Below are 15,629 nucleotides of genomic sequence, written 5' to 3'. Positions count from 1 at the left end.
AAAAACGCATTAATAAATGCTAAAATGCCACAATCTGCAATAAAAATACTCCAAAAGGTGCTGTTATGAAACATACCCTCTCTTTTTTGCTCATCGGCATAGATTCTCTAAGTGCCATCACGCTCCTTAGCTCGCTTGCGCAAAAAAACGATGTGCTTTTAGAATCTAGCGGCTTGTTTGTCAGAGCCACGCACACGCACAAAGCCACCCTAGAGGCGTTTATGCGTGAAGTGAGTGCGCTCTTTGGCTCTAAGCTCGTGCGGGGCAAAAATCTCGCCCAAACCGCTATCGCGCTGCTCAAAGCCACGCACCAAAAGCTAAGCACCGCAGAGAGCTGCACGGGCGGGCTGCTAGGCTATAAATTTACACGCATTAGCGGGGCTTCGGAGGTGTTTTTGGGCGGTGTGATAAGCTATGATAATGCCATCAAGGAAGCTTGGCTGGGCGTAGATTCTCACGATTTGCAGAGCTTTGGTGCGGTGAGTGAGGTAGTCGTCTCGCAGATGTGCAAGGGGGTTTTGCGCCTAAGCGGTGCGGACTTTGCCCTAGCGACAAGCGGCATAGCCGGACCGGGCGGAGGAAGCGCACAAAAGCCCGTGGGGCTCGTGTATATCGGCGTGCAGCACCGAGGCGAGGCGGCAAAGGTGGAGCGACATATCTTTAGCGGTAATCGCACAAGCGTGCAAAAACAAGCCGCACAAACCGCGATACTTATGCTACTGCGAGAGATTTTGTATCTTTAATCCTAAATCCTTTGAGAGAAAATAAATGGGGAAAGAAGTCTCGTTGTGCTTTGTCCCAAAGCCTAGTGAATGAAAATGTAGAAGCGCGATTATAGTGTGCGGTTTATAAAAATATTTATACTGAGTTTATGATGGCGTGTGATAATGTCGCGCTAAAACACATTAAAGGAGTGCAACAATGAAAGTAAGGAAAGTAGTTTTGGCCTTAGGGCTTAGTTTATGTAGTGTCCTGTGGGCGCAATCTGGCACAGATTCAGAGAGTATCGCCGAGCTGTTTTATACACTCAATGGCGATGCAAAAGATCCACACAAAAAGATAAACCACACTAAGGGTTTTTGCGCTATCGGGGAGCTTGTGCCTGTGAAGGGTATCACGAAAACCTATGATATCCCATTGCTTAAAGAATCCGCTATCCCCACACAAGTGCGCTTTTCGCTTGGTGGTGGGAATCCTAACGCAAGCGATGGCACAAAGGGCAGGGGATTTGCTCTAAAAATCGGGGGCAAAAGCGATAGTTGGGAGATTGTCGCGCTCAATGCCGAGATAAGTTTTGCAAAAGACTTAGAGGAGTTTGTGAAGTTTTTTGAAATCAGAATCCCAAAAGATGGGAAGGTGGATTCCCAAAATCTTGCTAAGGTGACTAAAGAAACGCCATCTTTTGCAAATTATGAAAAATACCTCGCTACCCTCCCGCTCACGCCTAGTGTGGCAAACACGAAGTATCATAGCGTGCATACTTTTTACTTCAAAGACACCAAGGGCAGGGATATCCCAGCGCGCTTTGCCTTTGTGCCTGTGATGGGCGAGAAGGGACTCACACCCGATGAGGCAAAAAAGCTAGGCAATGACTTCCTAGAAGCGGACTTTAAGAATAAAGTCGCTAGCAAGCCTATAGAATACAAAATGATGCTAATCCTAGCCAATCCAAAGGATAAGACTGATGACACCACCGCCCTTTGGAGTGGCAAGCACAAAGAGGTGCAAATCGCCACGCTTAGGGTTACAAAATACGATGGTGATGGCTGCAATCGCGATGTGTTTATGCCAGCGGTGCTGCCAAAAGGCGTGGGTGCGCCCAAAGATCCGCTCTTTGAAACAAGGAATGAAGTGTATGGCATAACCTTTGGGAGACGGCAGTAGGGTGGATTAGGGCTAGATTCTATGCAGATTGTAGAATCTACGCCGCCACCACCGCGTTTCTCACGCACTAATGCCAAAAACCACAGAATCTCGCACTTAGATTCTATATGTGCTTACCTAGCACAGGCAATGGGAGTGTGAGCTCGCATTGCCAATACATAGGCTAAACCTGCATAGACAAATCCCCCCTACTCGCATTTAAACAAATCTAGCTGCTTATTGAGTGTATCCGCCTTAGAAGCTATGTCTCTAGAGATGGTGTTTATCGTATGCACGCTTTGGCTATTTTGACTGATGAGCGTATCTAGCTGCTTGAGGTTTGTTAAAATCTCACTGATAGCCTTAAAGAGCTCATTTGCCTTGTGCAGTGATTGGGAGGAGGCATCAAGCGCGCTTTGAAGTGAGCGCATACTCTGCTCTAAAGATTCCGCACTCTCAATCGAAGAATCCGCCACCTGCGAGATATTCTCCACATTTTCTCCCATCGCTGCGTTGGCATCGTGTGAAGATTGGATGATCACATTGACCACTGCATTTATCTCGCTTAGCCCCTTTTGTGTGCGCTCTGCAAGTTTGCGCACCTCATCAGCCACCACGGCAAAGCCCCGCCCCGCTTCTCCAGCGCGCGCGGCTTCTATATTAGCATTGAGCGCGAGGAGTGCGGTTTGATCGGCGATTTCATCGATGAGAGCAAGCACATCTTTGATACGCTCACTCTCCTTAGCATCGGATTCTAATCGGCTTGCGATTTCGTGCTCTGTGCTCACATTTTGTTGGAGAGAGCGCACCATTTGGGCAAGCACTTCTTTGGTGTTTGTGAGTTGGGTAAAAGATTCTTTCACATCATCAGCACTCCTTTGTGCCAATGCGATAGAATCTTGGAGCACCACTTCAAGCTCCTCGCGCATACTCGCGCTTTTATGCACCACCTCCGCACTTTGGGCAATGCGTGAATCTATCTCTTGGGAAGAGTCCGAGAGATTGCGCGCTTGTGTGATATTTTGGTGTGAAGTGTGCTTGGCGTTGCTAATGGTGTCGCTAATTTTTTGGATAAAGGCATTGATATACGCGCTTGCCTTAGCTATCTCATCTTGGTTTCTTATGGGCAGGCGTTTGGTGAGATCGCCATCGCCTTGGGAGAGATCTTTGGCGACATTGGCGAGATTTTCTATGGGCGCAAACACAAGAGTCCTAAAGACAAAAAACAGCACGATGAGCATTGCACCCACCACGCCCAAAATCCACAGCACAATCTCGAGCAAAATCCTATCAGAATCCGCTAGCATCTCTTTGTTTGAAATCGTGATTTTTGCCACGCCCAGCGCGTCTCCTATCTGTGAAGTCCCGTGGCAGGCTAGACAACTCTCTTGGGCTAGGAGGGGCTTTAGCATCACATAGCCACTATCCCCACTGCTTTGGTAGGCTCTAAGCTCTTGTGTCTTATCCGCAAAAATCCTCTTAATCTCCACATCATCACTCACAGATTTTTGCAATCCCATAAGCTCGATAACATCTCTAGAGGGAAATATCTGCAGATTTAGCACGCCGGGCGTGTGCTGCGCCCCATTGATAAAGCCATTAATCACTTCAGGATCGCCAGAATTCATCGCGACTTTGAGCCCTTCAAAAAGCATAGCATTGAGTTTATTGAGCTCGCTTGTCGTGTTGTTTTTGGCTAGGCTCTTAAAGCCACTTTGGAGATTAAACAACACCACGCCAAGTAAGATGGCGATAAAGAACAAAAGTATGGCGGTAATCTTTGAGCGGATTGTGCCTAGCATTGTGCTCTCCTAAGTTTTATATTTGATTAAGCTTTATCTTAGAGCAAAAAGGCTTAAATTGTCAAGCAAATCCCCACATTGTGCCAAGGGGCGCGCTAGATTTAAGGGTTTTTGCAGAGCTTTTTTAGCTTAGATTCGTTATACTAGGCGCAAAATACCCAAACACAAGCCTAAAGGAAATCATTATGAGTGCTTTTGAGACGATTATCGGACTAGAAGTGCATGTCCAGCTAAATACCAAAACCAAAATCTTTTGTTCCTGTGCTACGAGCTTTGGTGCCAAGCCCAATACCAATGTCTGCCCTACTTGTTTGGGGCTACCCGGTGCGCTTCCGGTGCTAAATAAAGAGGTGGTTAAAAAGGCGATTGCCTTTGGCACTGCTATCAACGCACAGATTAACCAAAACTCTATCTTTGCGCGCAAAAACTACTTTTATCCAGATTTGCCCAAAGCCTATCAGATAAGTCAATTTGAAATCCCCATCGTGGGGCGTGGCAATATCGAGATAGAAGTGGGTGGCGAGAAAAAGACTATCGGTGTGACACGCGCGCATATGGAGGAGGACGCAGGCAAAAATATCCACGAAGACGCGTATTCTAAAGTCGATTTGAATCGCGCCTGCACGCCGCTGCTAGAAATCGTCAGTGAGCCGGATATGCGCAGTAGTGATGAGGCGATAGCCTATCTTAAGAAGCTGCATTCTATCGTGCGGTTTTTGGATATCAGCGATGCCAATATGCAAGAGGGGAGTTTCCGCTGCGATGCGAATGTCTCAATCCGCCCTAGGGGAGATTCTAAACTCTATACGCGTGTGGAGATTAAAAATCTTAATTCTTTTAAATTTATCCAAAAAGCTATCGAATACGAGGTGGAGCGACAAATCGAGGCGTGGGAAGATGGCAAGTATGAAGTAGAAGTAGTGCAGGAGACAAGGCTCTTTGATACTACTAAGGGCGTAACGCGCTCTATGCGGGGTAAGGAAGAAGCAGCGGATTATCGGTATTTTCCCGATCCGGATTTGCTGCCGGTGTATATCGATGAGGCATTAATGAATGAGGGGCGACAAATCCCTGAAATGCCCGATGAAAAACGCGAGCGATATGTGCGGGAATTTGGGATAAAGCCTAGCGATGCGGGCGTGCTCACAAGCGAGCTAGAAATGGCGCGATATTTTGAATCTATGCTAGATTATGGAGCGAGTGCAAAGGGAGCGCTCACTTGGCTCACCACCGAGCTTTTGGGGCGATTAAAAGGCGAAAATACCCTGCAGAATTGCGGGGTGGATTCTAGGACTTTGGCGACTTTGGTAAAACGCATTGATGAGGGCAAAATCAGCGGTAAGAGTGCTAAGGAAATCCTTGATGTGCTAGTGGAGCAAAGGGGTGGCGATGTGGATAGCCTTATAGATTCTATGGGATTAGCGCAAGTCAATGACGATGGGGCGATTATCGCTGCGATAGAATCTGTGCTAGCGGCTAATGCTGAAAAGGTGGCAGAATATAAAAGCGGCAAGGATAAGCTCTTTGGATTTTTCGTCGGGCAGGTGATGAAAGCTAGCAAGAGCGCAAATCCCGCCCGCGTAAATGAGTTATTAAAAGAAAAGTTGCAATAGCGAGCTGCAATAGTGGGGAAAATAAAGGCGCGGCGTGAATCTAAGCGGTGTAGATCTAAAGGGTGCGGTGTTTGGGATTTTAGAATTTGTGGCGTTTGTGGCCTGTGCATTGGGCGTGAGATGTCTCAAAGTCGCTAGGCACACACTTCCTAGCCTCAATCCCAACACTCCCAACACAATGAAGCACCCTAGGATTCTAAAAAGACTTAAGGACTTGTGATGCCACTCCTCCCACACACTCATCCCGTGCTAGATTCACTGCGCACTATGCGCTCTGGGCTTGAGATTCCATCATTTGCGCCCTATATCGATGCACTTTTGGCATATTTTGCGCGCCTTGCGCCTTCCCTGCCTCCCTTTGCACAAAAAGCCGCCCCACTGATGATTGTGCTTTTTTGCGACGCGCTGATGGCGTTTGTCTTTGCCCTGCCTATTTATGCACTCTCTCTTTTTGAATCTAGCCATACCGATATGCCCTATTGGCTAGGCAGTATCTTGGGGGCATTGAGCCTATATGCCTATCTGCGTGTTCCCAAATCTCGCCGCTTTGGTTTTGGCTTTTTCGTGGGGCTTTGGTGGTTTTGGTGGGTGGGACTTAGCTTTAGATTCTTTGAGCTTAGCGCACTTGCGCCCTTAATCGCGGTGTGTGTCGCGCTGGTGTATGGCGTGGTGTTTTGGGTGCTGCTCTTTTGTGAATGCCTACCTGTGCGGCTTGTGGGCTTGCTCATAATGCACTTTATCACGCCCTTTGGGTTTGATTGGCTCGTGCCCCAAGCCCTGCTCGCATATAGCCATTTTGGCGTGGATTCACTGCATTTTTGCCTGCTTATCCTCGCACTTTACTTCCTTATCATCTCCACACACGCGCACAAAAGCTGTGTGCCAAAGTCTAAAAATGCCATAGCAAACCTGTTTTTAAGCCTTGTGTGTGCATTTGGTGCGCTAGATTTTCACACCTTTAGCCCCTCAAATCCCCCGAGCTTTACGCAACATATCGCTATCGCTAAAACACAAGTCCCCCAAAGCCTCAAATGGAATGCCCAAAATATGCGTGAGATTATCGCCCAAAATTTCGCACTCATTAAAGACGCCATAGCGCAAAAAAAATCGCTCATCATCCTCCCAGAAACCGCCTTCCCTTTCGCGCTCATCGATAGCGGTGCGGCAAGCGTGTATGAGGCGCTGCGCCAATACTCCCTAGAGATTACCATCATCGCGGGTGCGCTGCACACACACGGAGAGGAGAGCTACAATAGTGCCTTTGTCTTTAGCAATGGAGAATCTAGGCGCATAGACAAGGTGATTCTCGCGCCCTTTGGGGAGTATATCCCCCTGCCACGCTTTATAAAAGAGCCCTTTGGCTTTATCGCGCAAATGGAGTTTAGCGCAGGTGCGGAGTTTGGGGATATTGATGCTTTAGGCGAGCGTTTTCGCGTCGCAATCTGCTATGAAGCCACTTCTAGTGCCCTGTATGCGGACTATCCGGAGTTTGTCATCGCAATGAGCAACAACGCGTGGTTTTACCCAAGTATCGAGCCAAGCCTCCAAAAAATGCTCCTCAAATACTACGCGCGATTGCACCAAAGCACGATTTTGCATAGTGCTAATATGAGCGAGAGCGCCATCATCACGCCTTAGAGCCTAGAAGCCCGCAGATTCTATAACCTCCATAAAACTCTGCACGCCTACCCGCTCTCGCACAAAGTCCAAAATCTCGCGCTCCAAAAGGCTTTGAGCGCGCAAAACCTCCCACGATGAGCCACGCAAAATCTCCAAAGCCCTCTGCTCATATGCCTGCACATCATACACCACATACGCGCACTCACAAAGCACATTTTTCACATCTGTAAGGTTTGTGAGCGCGATAGCACGGCTTGTGGGCGCAGGGGCATTATAGAGGGCTAAAAACTCCGTGAGTAGCTCGGTATATTGCTCCACCCAGCGCGAGATTCTCTCCTCTCGCTCTTGCTTGCTTTCTTTAGATAGCACCAATGCCACGCCGCCCTTAGCCACATATTCTATACGGCTCTCCCCCTGCTCAAGCGGGAAGCTATCGAGCCACAAATCGATGATATGCCCATAGAGCGCGCTATCGACATACCCACTAAAGCAAAAGCGATGAAGCAAATCCGCGCCCCCCTCGCGCACGATTTTTTCGCGTATCGCCCATTCATTGCCCCCACCACACGCCAGATACACGCTTTGCGGAAAGGAGCGCATAATTTCTAGCACGCTTTTTAGGTATTGTGGAGAATCCAGCTTAACTAAACGCCCGATTGTGCCCAGAATCTTGACATCGTGAGGGTATTGTGCGCGCAAAACCTGCAAGGCGCGTGAATCTACAGGGGGATTATAAAAGCGCGTATCCATTTTCACACTCACGCCGATGAACCCAAATCCACAATGCGTGATGCGTCTTTGGGCATTGCAAATATGCGTGAGGCGGTGCGTGATGGAGGGAATATCATACACAAAATTCCCGTGCGAGTAATACGCCTGCACAGGCGCCACACGCACGCTAAGCAAAAAATCGCTAATCCCATAGCCATTATTTGGCGAGATGAGACACCTCACCCCATCGGCTCGTATCGCCTCCCACAATAGCAGGGCTTTGCTAAGATGGGAGTTGTAAAAGCCCTTTGTGTTTTGGGCAAGCACCACATCGCAGATTTCCACGCCAATACCCTCTAGCTCCCTGCGCAACGCCTCATCATCAGAGCTTTTTTCAATAAGTGCCATATTGTAGATTTTGATACGAAAGCGCGAGGCAAAGCTTTTGTCGCGCAAAAGATTGCTAAAGAGCGAAAACTCGACTTTGTAGGGGGAGTTGCCCACAATGCGATCCTTTAAAATCCCTATGATTTGGCGCGTGGGGGTGGATTGTGTATGCAAATCTCCTCCGTTATTTTTAGGCGCACTCGCACTGCCTTTTTGAGAATCTAAAGGTTGCTTAGATTCTATAATCTCGCTTGCCACTATAGAATCCATATATGGCGCAAACTCCTCATACACCGCTGCTGCCCTGCTATCCACCGCGGCGCAAAACTCCCGCCACTGCTCTTGGGTATGGAAGCTATTGCCACACATATGGTAGAGAAAAAACTGCGCATACAGCACCTCATCAAGGCACTTCATTGCGCGCGCCATATCGTGGGATAACGCCTCCTTGGTGCGATCAAGCAGTGCATAAAACACCGCCTTGTATGCGGGATAGAGCTCAAGCCAACGCGTGTTGTTAAAATACCCCTCGATATTCCAGAGGCAATGCAGCTGCCAATTAAACAAGCTCCTGCGCCGTTTTGGGCTTAGCGTGGTGGCGGAGTGCAGGGCGTGGGCGAGTGCCTCTAGGCAGAGGGTAAAATCCACGCCAAGCAGCGGGAAGTGTTTGATACAAAATTCCGCTACGCCCTCGCTTTGTGGGAGATTCATATCAAGCAAGCACATATGGGCGATAAAAAACTTCATACCCTCCTCCGCGCCATACACAAACATCATCGCCACGCTACACACCTGTAAAAATAAGAGATTTTCTATCTCGCTAAGCCCATCGCTAAAGGGCTGCATCTGCTCCAAAAACACCGCAAAGCGCGTATCATTAAGAGGGGATTTCAAAGTGCGCAACACCCAAAACACGCCGATATACTCAAGCTCACAAATCGTGCCATTGTGCAGCAGCTCATAGATTCTATCCGCGAGGGCTTTGGCGACCTCTGTGAGATCGTGTGTGGGTATCGCCTCGCTTGGTGGATTGTGTGGGTTATGTGCATTGTGTGGGTGAGGATTGACAAAATCTCGCGCGGCAGGGGCACACGCACAAAGCTGCAAAATCGCCACATCAAGCGTGTGTTTGCTACAAGGAGCGCGGAGGGAAGCTAGGATATGAGCTAACTTGTCATTTATCGCATCGTGCTCTGCTAACTTACTATCACTCACAGAGGGCAGATCCCCACTCGCTCCGTTATTTTTACCCTTTGGCACGCATACACTGCCCTTTTTAGAATCTAAAGGCTGCCTAGATTCTGTAATCTCGCTAGTCGTTATAGAATCTTTCATTTTATTGCAATTTGTCTTTGACAAATTGTTATCGCTCGTGGGGAGTAAATCCCCACTCGCTCCGCTTCGCGCACACACATTACCTGAATCTAATGTTTGAGATTGTCTAGATTCTGTAATCTCGCTAGTCGTTATAGAATCTTTCATTTTCACAAACGCGCCATTAGGGCTCTTGAATCGTTTGGGTTTCTAGTAAATCCTGCACTCTCGTATCCACCACCCACACATAATCGATATCCTGTGTCTGTGCATAGGGCAGCACATCGGCGCGCAGGAAGTTGGAATCCTCATAGATCTCCACCACCTTGCCCACGGGGATATTCTCGACAAAAATCCCATCTAGCCCGTTGGTATAGACTTCATCGCCCACCTTGATATCCACCCATTTTGGGATATAATTCACGCCCACATACGCGCCACTGCTATTTTTTGGCGTATTATCGACTATCCCCATTGCTTTATTTTGCCCTATAAACACGCCATAGCTGCATTCCTTGGCAGTATTGAGCAGTCCCTGCAGTCGCCCATACTCAAACTTAGCGATACCTAGTGCCACATTGTTGCGCACAAGCCCTAGGATTCTAGATTCTGTGCTAGATTGCAGTCTTTGGCGGAAGGCAGAATCTAGCGTAAGCCAGATCCTATCATACTGCCCCATACGCACATACGCGCTCATATGTGCGAGATAAAATTCGGGTTGTAGGCGCAAGTCGTTTTGTATGAGTGATTTTAGCTCGGTGTTTTGGTTAGCAAGGGCGGTGTTTTGGAGCACGATTTTGTCATAATCTGCGACTTTTTGGCGCAGGGCTTTTATCTCATCGGCTTGAGCAAAATACGCCCTATACCATAGCCAAAACCCCTCCAAATTTGAGACAAAAAACATTCGCACCTTATCGGCTACATTGAGCACGCGCGTTTCAAAGCCCTTATTTAGCTCCATCGTTACGACAATCGTAACGCAAAACAAAACGAGAAAAATAAGGGCTTTGTAGCGCATAGATCGGTTAGTTAATCGCTAGTTCTTGGAGGAGTCGCTCATCTTCCATCGCTTTGCTTGTGCCTCGCGCGACACATAGCAGCGGCTCCTCTGCCACCCACACGGGCAGACGCACGATTTCAGAGATGTATTTGTCAAGTCCGCGTATGAGCGCGCCACCGCCTGTGAGCACGATACCATTTTCGATGATATCGCCAGAGAGATCGGGCGGGAGCTTTTCTACCACATCTTTGAGGGCATTGACGATTTCTTTTAGCTGATCTTTGATAGCCTCACGCACATCTTCGTTTGTGAGATCGATGGTGTTGAGCAAGCCACTCACATTATCGCGCCCACGCACCTGAAACACAAGCGACTCATTCATAGAATACGCCGAGCCAATCTCGATTTTGATAGCCTCCGCGGTGCGCTCGCCGATGAGGAGATTGTATTTTTTGCGCACATAGTCCATAATCGCCGCATCAAACTTATCCCCCGCCACCTTGATACTTTTGCTAATCACCAAGCCGCCATAGGACACCACACCGATTTCCGTCGTCCCCCCACCAATATCAATCACGAGATTGCCCTTCGCCTCCTCTGTGTGTAGCCCAGCACCGATAGCCGCCGCCATAGGCTCTTCTATCAGATACACTTCACGCGCGCCCGCTGCGAGGGCGGATTCTTTGACTGCCTTTTTTTCCACACCTGTGAGTCCATAAGGCACGCACACCATAATCCGCGGGCGGATGAGACTCTTGCGCTTATAAGCTTTTTCGATAAAAAATCGTATCATTCTCTCCGTCATCTCAAAATCCGCGATAATGCCATCTTTCATAGGGCGGATTATCTCGATTTTATGCGGGGTTTTACCCTCCATATCTTTGGCTTCGCGCCCTATGGCGATAATCTCGCCATAGCCATTTTTGTCGCTCTGCACCGCCACGACTGATGGCTCATTTATCACTATCCCCTCGCCCTTAATCGCCACAATCGTATTTGCCGTCCCTAAATCAATGGCGACATCCTTAGAAAACGATCCTATCAATCTATCCATTAGCAGCATACACACTCCTTACTTTAAATTCTTAATCTTATGAGGTTTTTTTCGCCCTTGATTGCTTGATGATGATGGGCTTTTTTTTGCCCTCTATGCACTCTTGCGTGATAGTTATCTCACAGCCTCGCAAATCCGGGAGATTATACATAAGATCGTTGATATGCTCCTCGATGATAGATCGCAGCCCTCTCGCTCCGATCTTACGCGCTATGGCTAATTCGGCGATTTTCTCTAGCGCACCCTGCTCAAACTCTAGCTTCGCACCATCCATCTCAAAGAGTTTTTGGTACTGCTTGATAAGCGCGTTTTTGGGCGTGGTGAGAATCTGCATCATCGCTTTTTTGTCTATGGGATTTAGCGTCGTGATGACATGCAATCGCCCTATAAGCTCGGGAATAAGTCCATAGCCCACGAGATCATCGGGCTCCACGAGACTTAGCAGATATTGCTCATCGCTTTTGCTATGCTTTTTACCGTGGAATCCTAGGGCATTGCCCCCGATGCGTCTTTTGATGATCTCGCCTAGTCCATCAAACGCCCCACCACAAATAAACAAAATATGGCTTGTATCAAGCTGCACAAACTCCTGATTTGGGTGCTTCCTGCCACCTTTGGGAGGGATATTTACCACACTTCCCTCGATAATCTTTAGCAACGCCTGCTGCACACCCTCGCCACTCACATCACGCGTGATGGAGCGGTTTTCGGACAAGCGCGAGATTTTGTCGATCTCATCGATAAACACAATGCCCCTTTGGGCTTTTTCTATATCGCCATTGGCAGCTTGGAACAAGCGCGTGAGGATATTTTCTACATCTTCGCCCACATAGCCAGCCTCCGTGAGACTTGTCGCGTCAGAAATGGCGATAGGCACATCCAAAAACCTCGCCAAAGTCTGTGCCATTAGCGTTTTTCCACTGCCCGTAGGACCGATGAGCAAAATATTTGACTTAGCAATCTCCACATCTTTAAGCTCGGGGCTCACGGGGCATTGCTCGCCACTAATGCGCTTGTAGTGGTTATACACCGCCACGCTAAAGACTTTTTTTGCCTCATCTTGCCCCACAACATATTCATCAAGGCGGGCATTGAGCTCCTTAGGGGTGGGGATACTAAACTCCCTATTATGCGCAGATTCTAACTCTTTTGGCTCTTTATAGCCTTTGAGGATCTCCTCGCTTACCGTGATACAGTTTTTGCAAATATACACATCGACAGAATTGCCTTTGTTGCCCGTTATGCAGGGGTTATTTGGCGTCTCCATTCTGCCGCAAAAGCTACAATATCTTGGCTCCATCATTATTCAGTTCCTTTGCGCCCTAGAGGTATGCCCCTAGTCGTTGATAAAATAAAATTACAAATATACACCTCTGTGCGTGAAAGCTTGCCAGAATCTAGCTCTTTTTGCACCAATTCCTTCATCGGTGCCTCCCGCGAGTAGATGCGCCGATACATCGCCGTGATAGAATCTATCTCCTCGCGACTAAAAAGCTTGCGCATACGATGCTTGTTTAGCCCCGCTATGCGCGCGTGATTGCCGTGTGCGATGGAGTAGGGTGGCAAATCCTGCACGAGTGCCGAAACCCCACCAAGCATACAGCCATCGCCTATTTTCACAAACTGATGCACCGCGCTCAAGCCCCCAAAATTCACATAATTCCCTACACTTACGTGCCCGCCAAGCGTCGCGACATTGGCAAAAATACAGCCATTGCCCACAGAGCAATCGTGGGCTATATGCACATACGCCATAAAGAGATTCTCATCGCCTATGCGCGTTACCCCCCCGCCGCCAGCCGTGCCGGTATTGAGCGTGGTGTATTCTCTGATGATATTGTTGTCGCCGATGATGAGCTTTGTATCCTCTCCGGCGTATTTGAGATCTTGGGGTGGCACACCCACACACGCACCGGTAAAGATTTTGTTGTTTTTGCCTAGCGTTGTTTTGCCCGTGATGGTTACGCGATCGCCTATCTCGCAGTCATCGCCTATCACCACATCTTTGCCTATCACACAAAAATGCCCGATTTTTACATTTTTGCCAATTTTTGCTCCAGATTCTATAATGCTTGTCGGGGAGATTCTATCCTCTGCCATATGTATCCTTTTATCCTTTATCCGCGTCGGCTATCATCGCTTTAAGCTCGGCTTGAGAGACGAGTTTCTCATCGACAAAGGCTTTCGCCCCAAGCGACCAAATATTTCCCTTATGGGCAAGCACCTCGAGCTTATACACGAGCTTATCGCCGGGCACGACGGGCACGCGGAATTTGACATTGTCAATCGTCATAAAATATACGATTTTTTCTTTTGCCTGCTGCGTATCATCGCCAAACATACTCACAAACGCCAGCACACCGCCAGCCTGCGCCATTCCCTCGATCTGCATCACACCGGGATAAATGGGGCGTTTAGGAAAATGTCCCATAAACACCTCTTCGTTAATCGTTACATTCTTATACGCCTCAATCGTCTCATTTGGCACCAATGAGACGATCCTATCCACAAGCAACATCGGATAGCGATGCGGCAAAATCTCGCGTATTTTATTGATATCCATCATACTAGCTCCTTGCACTTACAAACTTACAACACATTGCCAATGGGCGCATTCTACTCAAAAAACACTTTTAAAATGCTTTATCCTAGCCCGCTTGTAGCCCACCCTATTTCTTGCCCTCTATGAGAGCAAACACGCTCTCTTCTTGGAATATGCTATGGATAAAAATCGTGAGGCTAGATTCTATGCGTGAATCTAACACGATGATAGGATTGACACTCCCCAATCCACACAGACAAATGCGCAGCGCGTTTTCTAAGCTATAGGGGATGGGCGCGCGGCTTAGCTCCCGCACGCTTTGGTAGCGCGTCTCACACAGGGTGTTAAAATCCTCTAGACACAAAAACACGCTATCATCTTTACTCGCCACCCCTAGCGCAATCTCGTGAGAAACATTTGCAAAGTGCTGGGCTAGGTTCTCGCTTTGTGCGGAATTTGTCGCACTTTTGGGGCGTAAAAGCCCCTGCAAAAGCAATGGCGAGCCAACCTCCGTGCGTATCCACTCAATCTCCCCCATCTTGCTATGGTTCTTACTCTTTGAATCCGCGAGCACATACGCATCTAGCGACTTGCCCTCAAACTTAGCCGTGCTGCGCAGGTTTCTCCACGCCATAATCGAGCGTTTGGCAAGGATATATGGCACACGATCCGCCTCTAGGGCGTTGCGCCGGCTAAAAGTCTCAAGCCGCTCTTCATTGCTCGCAGGCTGAATCTGCCTCCCGAGATTTTCCACTAGCTCAAGCGAGAGTTTGCCCTGCGCGTCACGCTGCTTTGTCAATGCAAATTTACACCCGCAATATGTCTGCCGATAGAGCCTATCTTTTTTAGCTAGCTTGGCTTGGGCTTGGGTGCCGCCGTTGCTGCGCACATCGATTTTGATAAACTCGAGATTGTGGAGGCGCGCTATCTTTTCTCCTTGTGTGAAAAGTATCTCGCGCTCTTTCATCGGACTAGAGAGGAGCGTCGTGGTAAAAGTCCCAATCCCCTTTTGCTTCGCAAAGCTCGCCGTGCGCAGCAAACGACTATCAAAGCACGCCACGCACCGCTCGCCCTTCTCGGGCTCCTCCTCTAGCCCCCGCACATCCTCTAGCCAATGCAGCGTGTCGTATTCTCCCTCATAGAGATCTATGCCGAGCATTTTGCAGCTTCGCTCCACATCAAGTAGGCGCAAATCGTATTCTGCCTTGGGATGGATATTGGGGTTATAAAAATACCCCATGAGCTTTGAATCTGGATACTGCTCACGCAAACGCTGCAAAAAATAATGGCTATCTACAGAACAACAAATATGTACAAGTATCATACTTCTCCTTTTATTTTTTAATGCAAGTTTCACGCTGGTGAAACTTGTTATCGGGGCGTGAGGCAGAGCCCCTCGCCCCTCCGCTGCGCGAGCATATACAGAATCTAAATGCGAGATTCTGTGGCTTCTTGGTGTCATCGCGTCAGGAACGCGTTTTGGGCTAACACCTTTTCTATAAACCAAAGATTCTATCAAAACACACTATAGAATCTAAGCAATTTACAGAATCTACCACTTCAAAAACCTTAATAAGGCTTTGCCAAATGATATAAATAGTGCGTGCGGTAGCACGAGCCTACTCTCGCCCTTGTCGTGGTGGCAAAAATCAGGAAAAAGGTGGCAGCAGTGCCACCGCTGATTTTTCTAAAGAAACTTCGTTTTCTAAAGAAGCTTGCGCTT

The 15,629-nt window shown here is 48.4% G+C and carries 13 protein-coding genes; 5 read left to right on the top strand and 8 right to left on the bottom strand.

Annotation, left to right across the window (positions count from 1 at the left end; all coding sequences use genetic code 11):
• Window positions 1–65: 65 nt before the first annotated feature.
• Window positions 66–743, top strand: coding sequence for a CinA family protein (locus tag ACH2BK_RS06315; protein WP_395002685.1), 678 nt, complete (start codon window positions 66–68; stop codon window positions 741–743).
• Between the two features lie 178 nt (window positions 744–921).
• Window positions 922–1,884, top strand: a complete 963-nt coding sequence (locus ACH2BK_RS06310) for a catalase (protein WP_395002681.1) — start codon at window positions 922–924, stop codon at window positions 1,882–1,884.
• 188 nt (window positions 1,885–2,072) lie between these two features.
• Here the strand turns inward: ACH2BK_RS06310 and ACH2BK_RS06305 are convergent, their stop codons facing one another.
• Complete coding sequence (locus ACH2BK_RS06305; protein ID WP_395002678.1) at window positions 2,073–3,665, bottom strand: methyl-accepting chemotaxis protein; 1,593 nt, start codon at window positions 3,663–3,665, stop codon at window positions 2,073–2,075.
• A 185-nt stretch (window positions 3,666–3,850) separates the two neighbouring features.
• On the opposite strand from ACH2BK_RS06305, the gene gatB reads away from it, so the two are divergent.
• The 3 genes from gatB to ACH2BK_RS06290 are packed head-to-tail and all read left to right on the top strand — an operon-like array spanning window position 3,851 to window position 6,916.
• Complete coding sequence (gene gatB, locus ACH2BK_RS06300; protein WP_394995792.1) at window positions 3,851–5,278, top strand: Asp-tRNA(Asn)/Glu-tRNA(Gln) amidotransferase subunit GatB; 1,428 nt, start codon at window positions 3,851–3,853, stop codon at window positions 5,276–5,278.
• A 34-nt stretch (window positions 5,279–5,312) separates the two neighbouring features.
• Window positions 5,313–5,498: a hypothetical protein gene (locus ACH2BK_RS06295; RefSeq protein ID WP_394995790.1), complete on the top strand. Its 186-nt coding sequence runs from the start codon at window positions 5,313–5,315 to the stop codon at window positions 5,496–5,498.
• A complete protein-coding gene (locus ACH2BK_RS06290; protein ID WP_395002676.1) occupies window positions 5,498–6,916 on the top strand; it encodes an apolipoprotein N-acyltransferase in 1,419 nt (472 codons plus the stop codon). Before ACH2BK_RS06295 ends, ACH2BK_RS06290 begins: the two co-directional genes overlap by 1 nt.
• A gap of 3 nt (window positions 6,917–6,919) precedes the next feature.
• Here the strand turns inward: ACH2BK_RS06290 and ACH2BK_RS06285 are convergent, their stop codons facing one another.
• From ACH2BK_RS06285 to ACH2BK_RS06255, 7 genes are all read right to left on the bottom strand, one after another.
• Entirely contained in the window at window positions 6,920–9,478 is a 2,559-nt protein-coding gene (locus ACH2BK_RS06285; protein WP_395002674.1) for a hypothetical protein, read from the bottom strand.
• A 16-nt stretch (window positions 9,479–9,494) separates the two neighbouring features.
• Entirely contained in the window at window positions 9,495–10,328 is an 834-nt protein-coding gene (mreC, locus tag ACH2BK_RS06280; protein WP_395002672.1) for a rod shape-determining protein MreC, read from the bottom strand.
• A 7-nt stretch (window positions 10,329–10,335) separates the two neighbouring features.
• The gene (locus ACH2BK_RS06275; protein ID WP_394995876.1) at window positions 10,336–11,370 is read right to left on the bottom strand and encodes a rod shape-determining protein; all 1,035 of its coding nucleotides are present in this window, start codon (window positions 11,368–11,370) and stop codon (window positions 10,336–10,338) included.
• 31 nt (window positions 11,371–11,401) lie between these two features.
• Window positions 11,402–12,664, bottom strand: a complete 1,263-nt coding sequence (gene clpX, locus ACH2BK_RS06270; protein WP_395002738.1) for an ATP-dependent Clp protease ATP-binding subunit ClpX — start codon at window positions 12,662–12,664, stop codon at window positions 11,402–11,404.
• Window positions 12,665–12,666: 2 nt separating this feature from the next.
• Window positions 12,667–13,464 (bottom strand): acyl-ACP--UDP-N-acetylglucosamine O-acyltransferase, encoded by a 798-nt coding sequence (lpxA, locus tag ACH2BK_RS06265; protein ID WP_394995779.1) that lies wholly within the window; start codon window positions 13,462–13,464, stop codon window positions 12,667–12,669.
• Window positions 13,465–13,474: 10 nt separating this feature from the next.
• Window positions 13,475–13,930, bottom strand: a complete 456-nt coding sequence (gene fabZ / locus ACH2BK_RS06260) for a 3-hydroxyacyl-ACP dehydratase FabZ (protein WP_394995776.1) — start codon at window positions 13,928–13,930, stop codon at window positions 13,475–13,477.
• Between the two features lie 103 nt (window positions 13,931–14,033).
• Window positions 14,034–15,230 carry an epoxyqueuosine reductase QueH gene (locus ACH2BK_RS06255; protein WP_395002670.1) on the bottom strand — a complete coding sequence of 399 codons (1,197 nt, stop codon included), beginning with the start codon at window positions 15,228–15,230 and terminating at the stop codon, window positions 14,034–14,036.
• Window positions 15,231–15,629: the final 399 nt, after the last annotated feature.

Origin of the sequence: uncultured Helicobacter sp., from assembly GCF_949282165.1 — a bacterium.
Lineage (GTDB): Bacteria > Campylobacterota > Campylobacteria > Campylobacterales > Helicobacteraceae > Helicobacter_F.
The sequence above is the reverse complement of the archived record's forward strand: the minus strand, read 5'-3'. Positions and strand labels throughout refer to the sequence as shown.